Genomic DNA, 17,584 nt, shown 5'->3' on the forward strand with positions numbered 1-17,584 from the left:
CCGGCTAGCGCAGTTCCTTCGGCGGGGTCCGCTTGCTGTCGACCTTGTCGACCCGGACCAGTTCGCCCCACACCACGTACCGGTACCGGCTCGTGTACACCGGCGTGCAGGTCGTCAGGGTGATGTAGTGGCCCGGCTTGGTCTTGCCGGACTCCTCGGGGACCTGGGAGAGGACCTTGACGTTGTACTTCGAGGTCTCGGGGAGGATGTCGTAGACCTTGTAGACGTACCAGTCGTCCCGCGTCTCGAAGACGATCGGGTCGCCGACCTTCACCTTGTCGATGTTGTGGAACTTGGCGCCGTGGCCGTCGCGGTGGGCGGCGAGGGTGAAGTTGCCGGTCTTGCCCGTGGTGGGGAGCGTGGCCTTGGCCGGGTCCGTGTAGTAGCCGGCCACACCGTCGTTGAGGACGTCCGTCGACGTGCCCTTCTCGACCAGCACCTCGCCGTTCTTCATCGACGGGACGTGCAGGAAGCCGATGCCGTTCTTCGTGTTCAGCGCGCCCGGGCCGGTGTCCTGGTGGGCCCAGGTGTCACGGACCTGGTCGCCCTCGCGGTCCGCCTTGCGGTCGGCGACCACGTTCGTCCACCAGAGCGAGTAGACGACGAACAGGCCGAGCACCAGGCCCGCGGTGATGAGGAGTTCGCCGAAGACACTGACCGCCGTCGCGATCCGGCCGATCGGCCGACGGCTCGGGAGGGGCGCCCCGTCGTCCGGCGCGTCGGTCTGTTCTTCGGTGTCGTCGGCGGTCGCTGCCACTGTTCCTCTGCCTCTGCCCTTACTCGACGAGCGCGTCCGGCTTGCCCTCGCTGCGAGGGCGTTCCTCGACCATCTTGCCCCAGACGATCAACCGGTACTTGCTGGTGAACTCCGGAGTACAGGTGGTGAGCGTGATGTAACGGCCCGCCGTGGTGAAGCCCGAGCCCTTAGGGATCGGGTCCAGCACACTGACGTTGCTCGGCGACGTCACCGGCAGCATCGACGTCACCTTGTACACGTAGTACTCGTCCTGCGTCTCGACGACGACCGCGTCACCGGCCACCAGCCTGTTGATGTACCGGAACGGCTCGCCGTGCGTGTTGCGGTGCGCGGCCAGGCCGAAGTTGCCGGTCTTGTCCTGGGGCATCGCGGTCTTCAGCGCACCTTCGCCGTAGTGGCCGACCATGCCCTTGTCGAGGACCTTCTTGTTGCTGACGCCCTCGGCGATCGGCGCCACCACGTCCAGCTTGGGGATGTGCAGGATGGCGAAGCCCTGCCCGGGCGCGAAGACACCGGGCGCGCGCTTGCCGCTCGCCCAGTCCTTCTGCAGGGTGCTGGCCTCGCTGCCCGCCTGGGCATGGGCCCGGACGTTGGTCCACCACAGCTGGTAGGTGACGAACAGCAGCATCAGCACACCGGTGGTGATGAACACCTCGCCGATCGCCCGGCTCGCCACGACGGCCGGGCTGGGCTTGCGCAGCCGCTCCCGGCGACGGGCCTCGACCCGGGAGAGCGTCCGTCCCGAGCCGCTGTTCGCGCTCGGCGGTGTCTCCGGAGCCTCCGGTGCGCCGCCGTGCCGCCCGCCACGCCGCTTGGCTGCCTTTCTGCGGGCCGCTCGGCCGCCCCCTGGTGTTCCTGTTGCGGAAGGGGCTGCCGTGCCCGCAGACGCCGATATGGGCAGCGGATCGGGGATCCGCAGCGCGACGGTCTCCTCGTCGATCGGCGGAAGATAGGCCGTCGCCGGCTCCTGGGCCGTGACGGGAGGCAGATACGCCGTCTCCCCGAGCGCGCTCGACCCCCCGTACGACTGATCCCCGTACGAGGTATCGGTCTCGCGCTCGGGGCGCAGCGCGGTCACGCCGTGGCCCTGCCCACCACCGGGGCGAGCCCCGCCGACCTCGCCACGGCCCCCTCGTACCCGCACTCCACCAGCCAGTTGGCCAGCATCCGGTGCCCGTGCTCGGTCAGCACCGACTCGGGATGGAACTGCACACCCTCGACCGGGAGTTCACGGTGACGCAGCCCCATGATGATCCCGTCGTGGGTGCGGGCGGTGACCTCCAGCTCGGCCGGGACCGTGTCCGGCTCGGCCGCGAGGGAGTGGTAGCGGGTCGCGGTGAAGGGGGTCGGCAGGCCGGCGAAGACGCCCTTGCCCTCGTGCTCCACCAGCGAGGTCTTTCCGTGCAGCAGTTCCGGCGCCCGGTCCACCACCCCGCCGTACGCCACCTGCATCGACTGCATGCCGAGGCAGACACCGAAGACGGGGACACCGGTCGCGGCGCAGTGCCGGACCATGTCCACGCACACCCCGGCCTCTTCCGGCGTGCCGGGTCCGGGCGAGAGGAGGACGCCGTCGAAGCCGTCCTGGGCGTGCGCCGTCGACACCTCGTCGTTGCGCAGCACCTCGCACTCGGCGCCCAGCTGGTACAAGTACTGGACCAGGTTGAAGACGAAGCTGTCGTAGTTGTCGACGACGAGAATCCGCGCGCTCACTGGTTGTCCACCGTCACATCGTTGAAGGGCAGCAGCGGTTCGGCCCAGGGGAAGACGTACTGGAACAGGACGTAGACCACGGCCAGGACGAGCACGAGCGAGAGCAGCGCCTTCACCCATGCGTTCCCCGGCAGATGCCGCCAGATCCAGCCGTACATGCCGTCCCTTCCGTTCCACCACGGCACCAGAATCCCGCCGTACTGCACCAGACTAACGGCGCAGCGCCGCGGGTTTGCCTGTGTCCACAGGCTGTGTGGAGTCCAAATGCGCCCAGACGATCAGCCGATGGCTGTGCCCCCATTCCGGATCGCACGTGGTCAGCGTGAGATAACGCCCCGGGCGCGTATACCCCGACTTACGTGGCACAGGGTCGATCACTTCAACGTCCGTCGGAACTGTTTTGTAGGGGCCTTTGTCGATCCGATACGTGAACCAGGTGGTCCCGTCCGTCAGCACGATCGCGTCGCCCTTGCGCAGCTCCGGGAAGTTCAGGAACGGATCGCCGTACGTGCGGCGGTGGCCGGCGACCGCGAAGTTGCCCACCTGCCCCAGCCGGGCGGTCCGGGCGTAGTGCGCGAGGCCCTTCTGCAGCACGTCGGTGCCGGTGCCCTCCAGGACCGGCTTGTTCCACGTGAAACCGAACCGCGGGATGTACATGATCGCGAAGGCCTTGCCGTAGTGATAGGCGGCCGGCGCGGCGGGAGCAGACGCGGTCGCGGTCGCCTTGGCCTTCGGGTGCACCGTGGCGCTGTCGGACCACTGCTGCTGTAACTGATCGATCTGGTCGTGCATCACGCTGTCGGCCTTCACGCCGGTCCAGAACAGTACATAGACCACAAAAAGGACGATGAGGGTGCCGACGGTGATGCAGAGCTCGCTGACGGTCCTGACGATCACGCGCACCGGCGGCTCCAGAAAGACTCCGGGAAGGCGGCTACTGCACGGGCTTCGCGTAGTGCAGATCCACTGTGCCCGAGTAGCCCGGCAGAGTCACCGTCCCGTCCTCGGTGACTTTCCAGCCGAGGCCGTACACGTTCACGTACACCATGTAGTTCTGGATGGCCTCGGAGTCCGCGAGCGCCTGCTGCATCTTCGCCGGGTCCCCGACCGCCTGGATCTTGTACGGCGGCGAGTAGACCCGGCCCTGGAGGATCAGCGTGTTGCCGACGCAGCGCACCGCGCTGGTGGAGATCAGCCGCTGGTCCATGACCTTGATGCCCTGGGCGCCGCCCTTCCAGAGCGCGTTCACCACGGCCTGCAGGTCCTGCTGGTGGATGACGAGGTAGTCGGGCTGCGGCTCCGGGTAGCCGGGGAGCTTGGCGGTGGCGTTCGGCGGGGCGTCGTTGAGCGTGACGGTGATCGCCTTGCCGGAGAGCTTCTGGGTCCCCGCGTCCTTCTCCAGCCCGGTCAGCTTGTCGTCCTGGGCCTTGGAGGAGCCGTCGTCGCGCTCGGCGAGCTTCTCGTTCTGGTCGCGCGAGCTCGCGTTGGCCTCGTCCAGCTCCTTGTTCTTGCGGCTGCGCTCCTGGATCAGGTCGGACAGCTTCAGCAGGTTGTCGTCCGAGCGGATGTCGGTGCCCTTGGCCGTGTTGAAGCTGGTGAAGAAGAGAAGGCCGGCGAGGGCGAAGACGCCCACGGTGAGAATCCGCACCGGACGGAAGCCGCCCTTGCGGGCCGGGGCGGGACCCATTGATCCGGTCGCGTTGGAGTCGGCAGAATTGCTCAACGTACCCTTATCTCCTTCGACGCCACGGAAGCACTACGCTAACGGACGCCCGGGGGAGCGCTCGGTGAGCCCTTACTGTCCCCTTGTACGCTGCCCCGAGCCCGACCCAGTTACCTGCGCGGCCACGCAGCGCATCGACAGGAGAGACCCTCGTGCCGAAGTCACGTATCCGCAAGAAGGCCGACTACACGCCGCCGCCGGCGAAGCAGGCGACCGCCATCAAGCTGAACAACCGGGCCTGGGTCGCACCGGTGATGCTGGCCATGTTCCTCATCGGGCTGGCCTGGATCGTCGTCTTCTATGTGACCGACGGTTCGCTGCCCATCGACAGCCTCGACAACTGGAACATCGTCGTGGGCTTCGGCTTCATCGCCGCCGGCTTCGGTGTCTCCACGCAGTGGAAGTAGCTCGGCGGTAGCTCTGCCCAGGGTTATCCGCTGAGTTATCCACAGGCCTGTGTATGGACCTGGGGAAAAGAAGACGATCTGTGGATAACCCGTGGGGCGTTGACGCCGGTACGACTACCACAACGCCCCTCGCCTGAACCAAGTGCCCCCTGCCTGACCTGCGGAAACGCAAGTGAGGGACAGGGGGCACAGGTGTGCGCGCACGTTGTGCACAAGATCGGCCACCGACTGTGGACAACGGTTCGGTATCAGGTGAGCTGAGCTGTTCGCACGATCGTCAGGACGACGGCCACGGCCAGCACCAGCGCACAGGTGCCGTACTGGATCAGGTTCCGCCGCTCGCGCGGGGCGTGCACCATCGCGTAACCGGTGACGACACCGGCGACCAGGCCGCCGATGTGGGCCTGCCAGGCGATACCGCCGCTGAACGTGAAGATGAGGTTGATCACCAGCAGCGCGATGATCGGCCGCATGTCGTAGTTGAGCCGGCGGATCAGCACCGCGGTCGCGCCGAAGAGCCCGAAGATCGCGCCGGACGCGCCGAGCGAGGGCTGGTTCTGGGCCGCGAGCAGATAGCTGAGCGCACTGCCGGCCAGGCCCGAGACGAAGTACAGCGTGATGTAGCGGGCGCGGCCGAGGGCGGCTTCCAGGGGGCCGCCGATCCACCACAGGCTGAGCATGTTGAACGCGATGTGCATGTAGTTCGAGCTGTCGTGCAGGAACATCGCGGTCAGCAACCGGTAGTACTGGCCCTGCGCGACGCCCTCGACGTCGCCGTACTGCGGGAACCAGGCCTGGCCGATCAGGTCGAAGCGGTTGGTGAAGCTGTCCCCGACCGAGAGCTGGACCAGGAAGACGGCGATGTTGACGCCGATCAGGATCTTGGTGAGCAGCCGCGGGTCGGCGACCATCGTGCCGCCCGCGATGGTGCGGGGCCGGGAGGCCGCCGGGGGCGGTCCGCTCCGGCCCTCGGCGGTGCCGCGCACGCACTCGGGGCACTGGAAGCCCACGGAGGCGCTGACCATGCACTCGGGGCAGATGGGGCGCTCGCACCGGGTGCAGCGCACGCCGGTCTCCCGGTCCGGGTGCCGGTAGCACATGGGCAGGCTGTGGGCGTCGCGCGCGCTGCCTGCCGCCTGGTCCTCCATGGGGTCCCCTCGCTCGTCGTGAGCACCATTGTGCCCCGCACATCCTTACGGACGAGCGGGGTGTTTGGTTCCCTTCGGAGCTTTGTCCGGCGGTTCCCCGCGGGGTGTGCCCGGGGCGGCTCAGCTCTCGCGTTTCCCGACCACGACCGTGTCGATCACGACGTCGTTCTCGGGCCGCTTGTTCGGTCCGCTGACGGTGACGGCGGCGATCTTGTCCACGACCTTCTGGCTGTCCGTGTCGACGACCTCGCCGAAGATGGTGTGCTTGCGGTTGAGGTGGGGAGCGGGGTTGACCGTGATGAAGAACTGCGAGCCGTTGGTGCGGGGGCCGGCGTTGGCCATGGCGAGCAGATAGGGCCGGTCGAAGCGCAGGTCGGGGTGGAACTCGTCCTCGAACTTGTAGCCGGGGCCGCCGATGCCGGTGCCGAGCGGGTCGCCGCCCTGGATCATGAAGCCGCTGATCACCCGGTGGAAGATCGTGCCGTCGTAGAGCGGGTCCGTGGAGACCGCGCCGGTGGCCGGGTGGGTCCACTCACGCTCGCCCTGCGCCAGTTCGACGAAGTTCCTGACCGTCTTCGGCGCGTGGTTCGGGAAGAGCCGGACCTCGATGTCGCCGAGGCTGGTCCTCAGGGTGGCGTAGAGCTGCTCGGCCACGGTCCACCTTCCGTTGTGCTCGGATTCAGTGCCCCGATCCTCGCACGGTACGGCAGGCCCGCAGTCCGTGCCGGGCTTCCGGCCCCGGATCCTCACGAATCACTTGCCGAACCCCTTCTGTCATGCGGGGGCGCGCGGCGCCGATCCGTGGCATTGTCGTCGACAAGCCCCTCTTAGCTCTGGTTGCACCCGTATGCCCGCCCTCGCGCGCCACTCGGCCCGTTGGCAGGCATGATCCGTAAAAGGGTGGAAAGTCGAAATACCGTACGCCACCGAGGAGGAGGAAACCCGTGACCCGCAAAGACAGCGTGCGCGCCGCGACCAGTTCGGCGAAGGACAGCGTGCGGCACGCCGCGGAAGCGGTGGCGCCCTATGCCGACACGGCCAAGGAGCGTGCCGCGTACTACGCGCAGGAGGCACGCGTACGGCTCGCGCCCGTGGTGTCGCAGGCCGCCGAGCAGGCCCGCGTCCAGTACGACGCCCGTCTCGTGCCGCGTCTGGAGCAGGCCCGGACGCATGTGCCGCCGATGGTGGACCAGGCCGCGCACGACGCCGCGGACCTGACCCGCAGGGCCGCCCGGCAGGCCGCCGACTACTCGCGTCCGAGGATCGAGCAGGCCGTGGCGGCGGCCGGGCCGGTCCGCGACGAGGCCACCGCGCGGGGCGCTGCCGCGCTGGCCGCGCTGCGCGGCAACGTCTCGGCCGAGGACATCGAGAAGCTGGCGCGCAGGAACGCCCGGCGCTCGGCGTGCGGCCGTGTGTTCAAGGCGTTCGCCGTGGCCGGTGTGCTGGCCGGTGCCGCCTTCACCGCCTGGAAGTGGTGGGACAAGCAGGCCAACCCCGACTGGCTGGTCGAGCCCCCCGCGGCCACGGAGGTGCCGGACTCGAGCCGGCTCAACTCGGTGGACGGCAGCTCCCCGCTGGACCCCGAGGTCCAGGCGAAGGAGGCCGAGGACCGGGCGTCCCGGGACGACAAGAAGCGCTGACCTCGAAGCAGTGGACTGGTGGGGCGGGAGGCGCGAACACCTCCCGCCCCACGGATCACCAGCCGATTCCGGCCGCCACCGGCAGGTGGTCGCTGCCGGTGGCCGGCAGTACCCACGAGCTCTCCGGCCGCACGCCGCGGACCAGGATCTGGTCGATCCGCGCCACCGGGAACGTCGCCGGCCAGCTGAAGCCGAAACCGTCCCCCGCCTCGTCCTGGGCCGAGCGCAGCCGCGAGGTGAGCCCGTCGAACGCGCGGTCGTCGGTGGTGCCGTTCAGATCGCCGAGCAGCACCAGCCGCTTGTTCGGCTCGGCGGCGACGGCCTTGGCAAGCGCCTTCGCGCCGCGGTCCCGGCTGTCCGTCCAGAAGCCGTTCCTGGGCAGTACGCGCACGGACCCCAGATGGGCCACGTACACCGCCAGCGGCCCCCGGTCCGTGGTCACCGTCGCGCGCAGCGCCCGGTTGTAGGCGAGCTTGGCACTGGCCGGCTTGGTGGCCGCCAGCGGTCCGTAGTCCGTCGCGATGTCGACCGGCCGGATGTCCGACAGCGGCAGCTTGCTCCACAGCCCGACCGTGCCCTGCACCGTGTGGTAGCGGTACGCCTTCGCCAGCCCCTTCTCGTACAGCGGCTCGGCCCGCGGGGTGATCTCCTCCAGCGCCAGCACGTCCGCCCCGGAGGCGGCCAGGTCGCGGGCGGTGCCGGCCGGGTCGGGGTTGCCGGCGTCGACGTTGTGACTGGCCACGGTGAGGTCACTGCCCGGGTGGGACTTGTCGCCGAGCAGCCCGCCGAAGAGGTTCAGCCACACCGTCACCGGCAACAGCAGCGCGACCACCGCGGAGGCGGAGCGGCGCCAGAGCGCCCCGGCCAGCAGCACCGGAACGAACAGGCCGAACCACGGCAGGAAGGTCTCCACCAGGCTGCCGAGGCCCCCGCGGTCCGTGATCCGCGCGTGCAGCAGCATGAGCAGCCCCAGCAGCAGCGCCAGCGCGGCCGGCACCGGGCCGCGCTTCCAGGGTCCTGGCCGGGTGGCGCGGCGGAGCGCCCGGTGGACGCGTGCGCGCCGGGCACCGAGGCCGGTGTCGCGGCGGTCGGCGCCTTCCTGTCCGGTCGCCTCCGTCTGTCCGGTCGCCTCCGTGTGCGCTGTGTCCGGCTGTGGCGGGGTGCGGTTCATGCCGCCAGTCGACCGGGCGCCGTGTTGCCGGCGCGTATGCGATTTTCGATACGCCGACGATATGTGCCGGCTCGTAGCCTTGAGGGCATGCGTGTGCTGATCGTCGAGGACGAGCCGTATCTGGCGGAAGCCATTCGCGACGGCCTGCGCCTGGCGGCGATCGCGGCCGACATCGCCGGTGACGGCGACACCGCCCTGGAGCTGCTGGGCGTCAACGCCTACGACATCGCCGTCCTCGACCGCGACATACCCGGGCCGTCCGGTGACGAGATCGCCGAACGCATCGTCGCCTCCGGCAGCGGCATGCCGATCCTCATGCTCACCGCGGCCGACCGGCTCGACGACAAGACGTCCGGGTTCGAACTCGGCGCGGACGACTACCTCACGAAACCCTTCGAACTCCAGGAACTCGCGCTCAGGCTCAGGGCGCTGGACCGCAGACGCGCCCACAGCAGGCCCCCCGTGCGGGAGATCGCGGGGCTGCGGGTGGACCCGTTCCGCAGGGAGGTCTACCGCGACGGCCGCTACGTCGCGCTGACCCGGAAGCAGTTCGCCGTGCTAGAAGTCCTGGTCGCCGCCGAGGGCGGGGTCGTCAGCGCCGAACAACTCCTGGAACGCGCGTGGGACGAGAACGCCGACCCGTTCACCAACGCCGTGCGCATCACCGTCTCGGCGCTGCGCAAGCGTCTGGGCGAGCCCTGGATCATCGCCACCGTGCCGGGCGTCGGCTACCACGTCGACACACGTTCGGAGGCCGGGGACAGGGACGGGGTCAGGGGCGGAGGAGGGGGCGGGGGAGGGAACCGTGGATAGAGCGCCCGGGTTGAGCGTTCGCCTCAGGCTCACGCTCAGCTACGCCGGGTTCCTGATGCTCGCCGGTGTCCTGATGCTCGTATCGGTGTGGGTTTTCCTGCTGAGGGACCTGCCCAACGTGAAGGCCGGCATCGGCGGAGTGCAGGTCCGTTCTCAGCTCGCGCTCACCTTCCTGTCGGGGGCAGCCGTGGTCATGGCGTTCCTGCTGGTGTTCGGGCTCCTGGGAGGATGGTTCCTCGCCGGCCGCATGCTCGCCCCGCTGACCCGCATCACCGACGCCACCCGCGTGGCCGCGAGCGGATCGCTCTCCCACCGGATCCGGCTGCCGGGCCGCATGGACGAGTTCCGCGAACTCGCCGACGCCTTCGACACGATGCTGGCGCGGCTCGAAGCCCACGTCGCCGAACAGCGCAGGTTCGCGGCCAACGCCTCGCACGAACTGCGCACCCCGCTGGCCATCTCGAAGACGCTTCTCGACGTGGCCCGCACCGATCCGGCGCGCGACACCGGCGAAGTCATCGACCGCCTCCACGCCGTCAACACCCGGGCGATCGACCTCACCGAGGCGCTGCTCGTGCTCAGCCGGGCCGACCAGCGGTCCTTCACCCGGGAACGCGTCGACCTGTCCCTGCTGGCGGAGGAAGCCACCGAGACGCTCCTCCCCCTCGCGGAGAAGCAGGGCATCACCATCGAGACCAGCGGCGACATCACCCCCACGACCGGATCGCCGGCGCTCCTGCTGCAGCTGACCACGAATCTCGTGCACAACGCGATCGTCCACAACCTGCCCGGACAGGGCACCGTGTGGGTCCGTACCGGCGTCCGCCCCAGGACCGTGGTGCTCACCGTCGAGAACACCGGCGAGCAGGTCACGCCCCGGCTGGCCTCGACGCTCACCGAACCGTTCCGGCGCGGCACCGAGCGCGTCCACACCGATCACGCGGGCGTCGGCCTCGGCCTGGCCATCGTCGAGACCGTCGCCCAGGCCCATGAAGGAACGCTCACCCTCACCCCGCGCCCGGCCGGCGGGCTCCGCGTCACCGTGGAACTGCCGGCGGCGTCACCGGGCTGACACATAGGCACGCAAAAACCCCTCCGAACCGCGTTTTCGCAGGTCGGAGGGGTTGTTGTGGAGCCTAGGGGAGTCGAACCCCTGACATCTGCCATGCAAAGACAGCGCTCTACCAACTGAGCTAAGGCCCCGGCGCACACCAGAGTACCGGGTCACCCCCCGTACCTCGCAAAAAGATTGGGGGTCCCCCCGGATGACCACGCTCCGTAAGATGCTCGACGAGGTTCGCTGTAGCGAACCGTGGATTTTTTGGGGAAGCGATGGGGAGACGCAATGGACGCCGCACAGCAGGAAGCCACCGCCAGAGCGCGGGAGCTGCAGCGGAACTGGTACGGAGAGCCGTTGGGGGCGCTCTTCCGTAAGCTCATCGACGACCTGGGGCTCAACCAGGCTCGTCTGGCGGCGGTCCTCGGACTGTCCGCGCCCATGCTGTCGCAGCTGATGAGCGGCCAGCGGGCGAAGATCGGCAACCCGGCCGTGGTCCAGCGGGTGCAGCTGCTCCAGGACCTGGCCCAGCAGGTGGCGGACGGCAGCGTGAGCGCGGCCGAGGCGACCGAGCGCATGGACGAGATCAAGAAGTCCCAGGGGGGCTCGGTGCTCAGCAACACCACACAGACGACGAGCGGTTCGGGAGCGCCGACGGTCAAGCGGGTGGTCCGCGAGATCCAGTCGCTGCTGCGCTCGGTGGCCGCTGCGGGCGACATCATCGACGCGGCCGACACCCTCGCCCCGACCCACCCGGAGCTCGCGGAGTTCCTCCGGGTGTACGGCGCCGGCCGCACCTCGGACGCGGTCACGCACTACCAGTCCCACCAGAGCTGAGCCACGGCCCGGTACACCGGAGGGGGTCCGGTGAACCGGGCGGGGCCACGCTCTGGCCGAGGGGGTCACGCGAGAGGGGTCGTATCGCTCATCCGGGGGAAGCAAGGGGGGTAACAGGCAACAGGGGTGGCAGGGGGGACCCGAGGGGGAGGGCTACGGGCAGTCATGGGTGAGGTCTTCGCGGGCCGGTACGAACTGGCCGACCCGATCGGTCACGGCGGAGTGGGCGCCGTCTGGCGCGCCTGGGACCACCGGCGGAAACGCTATGTGGCGGCCAAGGTGCTCCAGCAGAGCGACGCCCACGCGCTGCTGCGGTTCGTGCGGGAGCAGGCGCTGCGCATCGATCATCCCCATGTCCTGGCTCCGGCCAGCTGGGCCGCCGACGACGACAAGGTCCTGTTCACGATGGACCTGGTCGCCGGCGGTTCGCTGGTCCACCTCGTCGGGGACTACGGTCCCCTGCCCCCCTCGTTCGTCTGCACCCTCCTCGACCAGCTCCTCTCCGGGCTCGCCGCGGTGCACGCCGAAGGTGTGGTGCACCGGGACATCAAGCCCGCCAACATCCTTCTCGAAGCGAGCGGCACCGCCCGTCCCCGGCTGCGCCTGTCCGACTTCGGCATCGCCATGCGGTTCGGCGAGGCCCGGCTGACCGAGACCAACCTCGTGGTCGGCACGCCGGGTTACATCGCCCCCGAGCAACTCCTGGGCGCCGAGCCCGACTTCGCGGCCGACCTGTACGCCGTCGGTCTGGTCGCGCTCTATCTCCTGGAAGGCGCCAAGCCCGACGCCAAGGCGCTCGTCCAGTACTTCGCCGAACACGGCACCCCGGGAGCCCCCAAGGGCGTCCCGGAACCCCTCTGGCAGGTCGTCGCCACCCTCGTCCAGCCCGACCCCCAGTCCCGCTTCCGTACGGCCACAGGCGCCCGCAAGGCCCTCGCCCAGGCCAGGGAACTCCTCCCGGAACCGGGCATCGACGACGAATCGATCGAGATCTTCGACCAACTGGGCCCACTGCCACCGGGGTTCGGACCGGGGGGACCACTACGGGTCGCCTCCGGCGTCGACACGGCGACGGGCACGAGGCCGACAACAGGCACAAGCAAGCCGACTGCAACGGCAGTACCGGGAACGGGCGAGCAAGCGGCGCCACGGGGCACGGGAGCACCAACGCCGACACCGGGCACAAGCGCGCAAGCGGCGGCGCCAGGCGCAGGGGCGTCGGCATCGACTCCGGGCGTGGGCTCGGCGGTCTGGCCGGGGGCAGCCGCTGGATCGGTGACGCCGGGAACGGCAGCCGACGGCTGGGTGACGGCCGGGGAATCAGCCGCCACAACGGGTCCGGGCAACGCTACGGCGGGCCCGACCGCCGGCCCGGAGGCCCAAGGAACGGCAGTCGGCTGGGTGACGGCCGGAGAATCAGCCGCCGCAGCAGGTCCGGGCCAGGCTACGGCGGCGGGTGCGACTGGCGGCTCAGTGGCGCCGGGAACGGCAGTCGGCTGGGTGACGGCCGCGGAATCAGCCGCAGCAGCAGGTTCGGGCGAGGGTACGGCGGCGGGCGCGGCTGCCGGCCCGGAGGCACCGGTCGCGGCAGAAACGGGTTCGGACTCGGGCTCGGCGGTCGGCTCGGGCCCCGCCTCCGCGTCGTCCGCGGCCCCGCCGGGGGACGGGGACGCTCCCCCGGTCTCTGTCACCGGCCGCGCCGGATCTCCCTCGGGCCCCGTCTCCATGTCCGACACCGGCAGCTTCCGGCTCCCCCCGCCCCAGGCGCCTACGCCCCCCACCCCGTACGCGGAGCGCCCTCAACCGGCACCGCCGCATCCTCCGTACGCCCAGCCCCAGCCCCAGCAAGTCGCCCCCACCCCGCGGCCCCCCGCTCCCTGGCCCTCCGCGCAGCCTCTTCCCCCTGCGCGGCCGAACGCCGACACCGCGAGCACCGCCACCTACACCACCCGCGATCCGCAGACCCCGCAGTCCGCTCCCCGCACCCATGGCCGGCGTCGGCGGCGGCGGGTGCGTCGCCCCGGTCCTCCCGCCAAGGCGGCCGTGCCGATGCTGCTCCTCGCGCTGGCCTGTTACGCCGTGGGTTTCTGGGCGCTGGCCCGGATCTGAGAGCGCCGGGCGGCCAGCGTCCACCCGGCCAGTACCAGGAGCAGCGCCGTGCCGGTGCCGATCCCGGCCACGGCGAGCGCCCTCATCGCCGTGTCGTCGTCGCCGGTCGTGGTCAGGAGGCCGCCCTGGTCCGACGACGACACGTCGAAGACACCCTTCGGGACGGACGAACCGGCGTAGTCCGGGCCGGAGTTCGGGCTGCCGTCGACACGGACCCGGAGTGTCACGCCGTACGGCCCCGTCCCGAACGTGGCCGCCGTCTGCCCGGAGAGGTGGACGACGAGGTAGTAGGCGCCGGCGACGCGGACGGAGTTCTCCGCGGCGGGGATGGCGTACCGGTTGGTGTACGCCACGGGTGGCAGGGGCTGGAGGGAGGAGGATTTCTGGGTGCCGTCGTAGCCGAGGGAGACGTCGTCGACGTAGCCGCGGACCGGGTTGTAGAGGGAGAGGTTGAGCGCGGCGCTGACATAGCCGTGGCGGTCGCCGCTGGTGCTGCCCAGGTCGACGGTGGCGTGCAGTTGCCGACCCCAGTCGAGGGGGACCGCGTAGAAGAGGGTCTGACCGGGGGTGATGTCGGTCTGCCAGACGCCCTCGTCCAGCGTGCGGGCCGTGCTGAAGCCCGCGCCTCCGGTGCGGCGGCGGGGTTCCCCGGTGAGCGGCTCGGGGGACGCCGAGTTCCAGGTCTCGGGGGCGGTGGTGGCGCCGGCCCTGGCCAGGCCAGGTTCGGCGACGGGGGCGATCTCCAGGTCCCAGCTTCCGTGGGACGTGGTCCGTGAGCCGGTCACGAGCCGCTCTACGACCACGTAGTACGTGCCCGCGTCCTGGCACAGCGCCTTGTCCGCGTCCCGCCGCCCCAGCGCCGTGATCGGCCGGGGGCTCAGCGCGGCGCCGAAGCTGGCGCTGGTGTTGGTGCAGGGCAACCCGTTGGCGTCCTCGACCGAGACCCCGATGCCGTCGCTCGCGGAGACGGTGGCGTCGGCGGGCGGGACGGCGGTGACGGGGAGGTAGGCCGTGGTGGCGGCCGCGAGTTCGAGGCGGAAGTAGCGCTCGCCCTTCTCCGGCAGGGAGCTGCGGTAGGTGGTGCCGGGCTCCAGCGGTACGGCGTCGGCCGTGCCCTTCGCTCCGGTGATCGTGCGGGCGTCCGGGGCGAAGGCGTACCCGCTGCCGCCGTCCGCCGCAACCGGAGAGGCCGGCAGCAGTGCCGTCAGTGCGAGGGCGGCCGCCACGCCGATGCCCCGCCACCCCGCCGTACGCCACCGCCGTATCACGCGCGCCCCCAGCCGTAGCCCGCCAGCCGCCGAAGTCCCGGACGGGCCCCATACTGCCCCGCGCGCCCGCCCGCCACCCGGCGATCCGTACGACCGGCCGAAACACCCGCATCAGGCGCACCGCCTGACGGGCCGGGCAACGCAAAACCCCGACCGCGAAGGCGGCCGGGGTCTCAGTGTCGTCTGTTGTCGGTACTCACGAACCCGTGGGCACGGAGTCGGTCGCCTCCGTCCACAGATCCTGCTCGGCGCGATCCGCCTGGATCTGGCGGTACACGAGGAGCCCGCCGATGGCGGCCAGTGCGACCAGGAGAAGCTTCTTCACCGCGCGACCTCGTCTCTTCCTTGACGTAGGGGACCTCTGGCGCCCGACTATACACACCGACCGATATCGATCGGTGACCTGGCTTCCGGCCTCAACTCCCGCCCGTGTCAAGGCGTTGCACGAGGTCGGCACCGTTCCGATCGGAGGGTGATCACACCCCCACGGACGGTTACTTTGCTCCCTCTCGCTCCTTTCGGAAGCATTTCTTGGGATTTTCCCCCACCCGTGCACCCATCCGTGTGGTGTTGATCTGAACATCGACGCGCCGCGGGTCGACGTCCCCCACTTCGCGATCCCCATACACATCATGAGGAAAGTACGCAAATCGCCCAACCCGAAAGTGAGGGGCCATGGCCCGGAACGCCAAGGTCATGAAGCTGTGGACCGCCATCGTCGCCGCCTTCCTCGCGCTGTTCACGGCGCTCGGACTCGCCACCGCCACCACCGCCGCGGCGGTACCGCAGACCGAGACCCCGCGCAACAGCAGCAGCGACGACCACATCGCCGCCCGGCAACTGGTCCCGGCGAGTGGACACTGGCTCTGGTCCCAGGCCAGGTCCCTGCCCCCCACGATGAAGCAGCGCATCCGGGCCGAGGCCCACGGCAAGACCCCCAGCTGCCGCCACCGCCCCCTCGACACCACCGAGTCGGAGAACCCGGACGAGCTTCCCGCGGCGCCCCTCGACTGCTGACCCCCGCGGCAGGAGCCGGACGCAACGGCGCAAGGGCGACTTGCGTACGTACCAGCGCCTACTGCGACAGAGACCCGCGACCGGGAACCGGCCGCGGGTCTTCGCATTTCCCCGGAAAAAGATCCGGATGTCCCCTGAACGGCCCCGGAAGAACGGCTCGACTCATCAACTCCTCTTAAGGAGTCGTAGGCTGAGCCCGTGCCCAAGGCCTACGAGGAGATCGCCGACGACCTCCGCCGCTCCATTAGGAACGGTGAGCGCAAGCCCGGGGCCCGGCTGCCCTCCGAGGCGGAGCTGGCCCGGCACTACGGCCGGAGCGTGCCGACGATCCAGAACGCGCTGCGGCTGCTGAACGCGGAGGGCCTGATCGACAAGCTGCACGGCAGCGGCACCTTCGTGCGCCGCCCGCGCACCCGCGCGATCCGCGACAACAAGCGGTACCAGTGGGAGAAGGACCGCGCCCGGATGCCGGAGGCGACCCGGGCCCAGACGGGCGCGACCGAGCACGACACCGGTCTGGTCCTCGGTGACCTGGTCTTCTTCGCCCGCTACCGCGAGCTGACCGCGCCCAGCGACCTCGCCGACGCGTTCGGGGTGCCGGAGGGCACCGTGCTCCTGGAGCGCACCTACCGGACCCGCTGCTCTGCCGAGACGGCCCCCTTCAGCCTGGTGACCTCCTATCTCGTCCGGGACATGATCGCGGCGAACCCGGAGCTCCTGGACGAGACCAGGGAACCCTGGCCGGGCGGCACCCAGAACCAGCTCCACACCGTCGGCATCGAGGTCGGCCGTGTCGAGGAACGCTGCACCGCCCGCCCGCCGACGCCCGAGGAGGCCCGTGAGCTGGACCTGCCGGCCGGCACCTCGGTGATCCGGCTGCACAAGACGTCGTACGACATCCACGACCGCATCGTGGACATCACCGTCGTCACGCTCCCCGGCGACCGCACCGAGCTCCTCTTCACCACACACCTGGAAAGGTGGTGAGCGCTGCGTGAGCCGGCGCATCACCGTCGTCACCGCGGTCCACGCGCCGTCGGCCCGCTTCCTGCCGGAGGCGTACACGTCGCTGTGCGAGCAGCGGCTGCCGGACGGCTGGGAGTGGCAGTGGGTGATCCAGGAGGACGGGTACGGCGAGGAGGTCCGGCCCTACGTCCCCGACGACGCCCGGGTGTCGTTCCGGCAGGGCCGCAGCGGCGGTCCCGGGGTCGCCCGCACCATCGCGCTGGCCCGGGCCGACGGGTCGTACGTCAAGATCCTGGACGCCGACGACCAGCTGCCGCCCGGCGCACTCGCCCGTGATCTGGCCGTGCTGGAGGCCGACCCGGCCGTCGGCTGGGCCACCTCACGGGTCCTGGACCTGCTGCCCGACGGCTCCACGGCCGGTTTCCCCGGCGATCCCGAGGAGGGCCCGGTCGAGCGCGGGACGGTGCTCGACTTCTGGGCGGCGAACGGCTTCCGCGCGCAGGTCCACCCGGCCACCCTCTTCGTCCGCCGTGAGCTGCTGCTGGCCCTCGGCGGCTGGATGGCGCTGCCCGCCTCCGAGGACACCGGTCTGCTGCTCGCGCTGAACGCGGTGAGCCGGGGCTGGTTCTCGGCGGAGGTCGGGCTGCTCTACCGCAAGTGGGAGGGCCAGGTCACCGGCCAGTCCGCGCACACCGACCCGGTGGAACGGGAGGCCCGCATGGCCGTCGTCGCGGCGCGGGCACGGGCCCTGGCGGACTACGGCTGGCAGTATCCGCCCGCCCACTGACCGCCCTGGGGGTCCGGCGGATCAGGTCGGCTGGAAGATCGGCTGGAAGATCGGCTGGAAAAAACGCCGCTTCCCGGCCGATGAGAACCCTGGTGGACGTCCGCGAGGCGGTCACCTGATACCGGCGGCCCCGGCTCGCCGCCGAACTCGCGGGCGCCCAGGTCGCGCCGA

Annotated in this window: 20 protein-coding genes and 1 tRNA gene; 9 read left to right on the forward strand and 12 right to left on the reverse strand. The window is 70.3% G+C overall.

Annotation, left to right across the window (positions count from 1 at the left end):
* Positions 1-4: 4 nt before the first annotated feature.
* From AB0D85_RS29245 to AB0D85_RS29270, 6 genes are read right to left on the reverse strand one after another with little or no spacing between them, the layout of a single operon-like run.
* On the reverse strand, positions 5-757 hold the full coding sequence (locus AB0D85_RS29245; RefSeq protein WP_362326463.1) for a class E sortase: 753 nt from the start codon (positions 755-757) through the stop codon (positions 5-7).
* A gap of 19 nt (positions 758-776) precedes the next feature.
* Positions 777-1,835, reverse strand: coding sequence for a class E sortase (locus tag AB0D85_RS29250; protein WP_362326466.1), 1,059 nt, complete (start codon positions 1,833-1,835; stop codon positions 777-779).
* Positions 1,832-2,470: an aminodeoxychorismate/anthranilate synthase component II gene (locus AB0D85_RS29255; RefSeq protein ID WP_362326469.1), complete on the reverse strand. Its 639-nt coding sequence runs from the start codon at positions 2,468-2,470 to the stop codon at positions 1,832-1,834. The genes AB0D85_RS29250 and AB0D85_RS29255 overlap by 4 nt, the downstream gene beginning before the upstream one ends.
* Positions 2,467-2,628: a hypothetical protein gene (locus AB0D85_RS29260; RefSeq protein ID WP_189296565.1), complete on the reverse strand. Its 162-nt coding sequence runs from the start codon at positions 2,626-2,628 to the stop codon at positions 2,467-2,469. The genes AB0D85_RS29255 and AB0D85_RS29260 overlap by 4 nt, the downstream gene beginning before the upstream one ends.
* Before the next feature lie 52 nt (positions 2,629-2,680).
* Positions 2,681-3,373, reverse strand: a complete 693-nt coding sequence (locus AB0D85_RS29265) for a class E sortase (RefSeq protein WP_362326473.1) — start codon at positions 3,371-3,373, stop codon at positions 2,681-2,683.
* 31 nt (positions 3,374-3,404) lie between these two features.
* The gene (locus AB0D85_RS29270; RefSeq protein WP_362326476.1) at positions 3,405-4,193 is read right to left on the reverse strand and encodes a DUF881 domain-containing protein; all 789 of its coding nucleotides are present in this window, start codon (positions 4,191-4,193) and stop codon (positions 3,405-3,407) included.
* Between the two features lie 152 nt (positions 4,194-4,345).
* Here AB0D85_RS29270 and crgA point away from each other — a divergent pair, with 152 nt between their 5' ends.
* Complete coding sequence (gene crgA, locus AB0D85_RS29275) at positions 4,346-4,600, forward strand: cell division protein CrgA (protein WP_351956796.1); 255 nt, start codon at positions 4,346-4,348, stop codon at positions 4,598-4,600.
* 248 nt (positions 4,601-4,848) lie between these two features.
* Here the strand turns inward: crgA and AB0D85_RS29280 are convergent, their stop codons facing one another.
* Complete coding sequence (locus AB0D85_RS29280) at positions 4,849-5,748, reverse strand: rhomboid family intramembrane serine protease (protein ID WP_362326479.1); 900 nt, start codon at positions 5,746-5,748, stop codon at positions 4,849-4,851.
* 120 nt (positions 5,749-5,868) lie between these two features.
* Positions 5,869-6,402 (reverse strand): peptidylprolyl isomerase, encoded by a 534-nt coding sequence (locus AB0D85_RS29285; protein WP_362326482.1) that lies wholly within the window; start codon positions 6,400-6,402, stop codon positions 5,869-5,871.
* Between the two features lie 290 nt (positions 6,403-6,692).
* Here AB0D85_RS29285 and AB0D85_RS29290 point away from each other — a divergent pair, with 290 nt between their 5' ends.
* Entirely contained in the window at positions 6,693-7,388 is a 696-nt protein-coding gene (locus AB0D85_RS29290) for a DUF5324 family protein (RefSeq protein ID WP_362326485.1), read from the forward strand.
* Positions 7,389-7,443: 55 nt separating this feature from the next.
* Here the strand turns inward: AB0D85_RS29290 and AB0D85_RS29295 are convergent, their stop codons facing one another.
* A complete protein-coding gene (locus AB0D85_RS29295) occupies positions 7,444-8,559 on the reverse strand; it encodes an endonuclease/exonuclease/phosphatase family protein (protein WP_362326488.1) in 1,116 nt (371 codons plus the stop codon).
* Positions 8,560-8,646: 87 nt separating this feature from the next.
* Here AB0D85_RS29295 and AB0D85_RS29300 point away from each other — a divergent pair, with 87 nt between their 5' ends.
* Positions 8,647-9,372: a response regulator transcription factor gene (locus AB0D85_RS29300; RefSeq protein ID WP_362326491.1), complete on the forward strand. Its 726-nt coding sequence runs from the start codon at positions 8,647-8,649 to the stop codon at positions 9,370-9,372.
* A complete protein-coding gene (locus AB0D85_RS29305) occupies positions 9,365-10,444 on the forward strand; it encodes a HAMP domain-containing sensor histidine kinase (RefSeq protein WP_362326494.1) in 1,080 nt (359 codons plus the stop codon). The genes AB0D85_RS29300 and AB0D85_RS29305 overlap by 8 nt, the downstream gene beginning before the upstream one ends.
* Before the next feature lie 58 nt (positions 10,445-10,502).
* Here the strand turns inward: AB0D85_RS29305 and AB0D85_RS29310 are convergent.
* Positions 10,503-10,575: transfer RNA gene (locus AB0D85_RS29310), tRNA-Ala, on the reverse strand.
* Between the two features lie 142 nt (positions 10,576-10,717).
* Between AB0D85_RS29310 and AB0D85_RS29315 the strand changes: the two genes are divergently transcribed.
* Both AB0D85_RS29315 and AB0D85_RS29320 read left to right on the forward strand, forming a co-directional pair.
* Complete coding sequence (locus tag AB0D85_RS29315; protein ID WP_181803462.1) at positions 10,718-11,266, forward strand: DNA-binding protein; 549 nt, start codon at positions 10,718-10,720, stop codon at positions 11,264-11,266.
* Between the two features lie 165 nt (positions 11,267-11,431).
* Positions 11,432-13,375: a protein kinase gene (locus AB0D85_RS29320; RefSeq protein WP_362326498.1), complete on the forward strand. Its 1,944-nt coding sequence runs from the start codon at positions 11,432-11,434 to the stop codon at positions 13,373-13,375.
* Here the strand turns inward: AB0D85_RS29320 and AB0D85_RS29325 are convergent.
* Complete coding sequence (locus tag AB0D85_RS29325; RefSeq protein WP_362326502.1) at positions 13,339-14,643, reverse strand: hypothetical protein; 1,305 nt, start codon at positions 14,641-14,643, stop codon at positions 13,339-13,341. The two genes, AB0D85_RS29320 and AB0D85_RS29325, sit on opposite strands and share 37 nt — an antisense overlap.
* Positions 14,644-14,839: 196 nt before the next feature.
* Positions 14,840-14,968, reverse strand: coding sequence for a DLW-39 family protein (locus AB0D85_RS29330; RefSeq protein ID WP_003999697.1), 129 nt, complete (start codon positions 14,966-14,968; stop codon positions 14,840-14,842).
* A 350-nt stretch (positions 14,969-15,318) separates the two neighbouring features.
* On the opposite strand from AB0D85_RS29330, the gene AB0D85_RS29335 reads away from it, so the two are divergent.
* The 3 genes from AB0D85_RS29335 to AB0D85_RS29345 all read left to right on the forward strand — a co-directional run bounded on the left by AB0D85_RS29335 (position 15,319) and on the right by AB0D85_RS29345 (position 17,413).
* Positions 15,319-15,660: a DUF6344 domain-containing protein gene (locus AB0D85_RS29335; RefSeq protein ID WP_362326505.1), complete on the forward strand. Its 342-nt coding sequence runs from the start codon at positions 15,319-15,321 to the stop codon at positions 15,658-15,660.
* A 198-nt stretch (positions 15,661-15,858) separates the two neighbouring features.
* Entirely contained in the window at positions 15,859-16,647 is a 789-nt protein-coding gene (locus tag AB0D85_RS29340) for a GntR family transcriptional regulator (RefSeq protein ID WP_362326508.1), read from the forward strand.
* 7 nt (positions 16,648-16,654) lie between these two features.
* Positions 16,655-17,413: a glycosyltransferase family 2 protein gene (locus tag AB0D85_RS29345; protein WP_362326511.1), complete on the forward strand. Its 759-nt coding sequence runs from the start codon at positions 16,655-16,657 to the stop codon at positions 17,411-17,413.
* Positions 17,414-17,584: the final 171 nt, after the last annotated feature.

Origin of the sequence: Streptomyces sp. NPDC048277, assembly GCF_040652235.1 — a bacterium.
Taxonomy (GTDB): Bacteria; Actinomycetota; Actinomycetes; order Streptomycetales; family Streptomycetaceae; genus Streptomyces.

What these genes read in the sequence shown, in the direction of transcription:
- AB0D85_RS29260 (WP_189296565.1), bottom strand. Translation starts at nt 2,628, where the DNA reads ATGTACGGCTGGATCTGGCGGCATCTGCCGGGGAACGCATGGGTGAAG.
- AB0D85_RS29300 (WP_362326491.1), top strand. Translation starts at nt 8,647, where the DNA reads ATGCGTGTGCTGATCGTCGAGGACGAGCCGTATCTGGCGGAAGCCATT.
- AB0D85_RS29295 (WP_362326488.1), bottom strand. Translation starts at nt 8,559, where the DNA reads ATGAACCGCACCCCGCCACAGCCGGACACAGCGCACACGGAGGCGACC.
- AB0D85_RS29315 (WP_181803462.1), top strand. Translation starts at nt 10,718, where the DNA reads ATGGACGCCGCACAGCAGGAAGCCACCGCCAGAGCGCGGGAGCTGCAG.
- AB0D85_RS29335 (WP_362326505.1), top strand. Translation starts at nt 15,319, where the DNA reads ATGGCCCGGAACGCCAAGGTCATGAAGCTGTGGACCGCCATCGTCGCC.
- AB0D85_RS29320 (WP_362326498.1), top strand. Translation starts at nt 11,432, where the DNA reads ATGGGTGAGGTCTTCGCGGGCCGGTACGAACTGGCCGACCCGATCGGT.
- AB0D85_RS29280 (WP_362326479.1), bottom strand. Translation starts at nt 5,748, where the DNA reads ATGGAGGACCAGGCGGCAGGCAGCGCGCGCGACGCCCACAGCCTGCCC.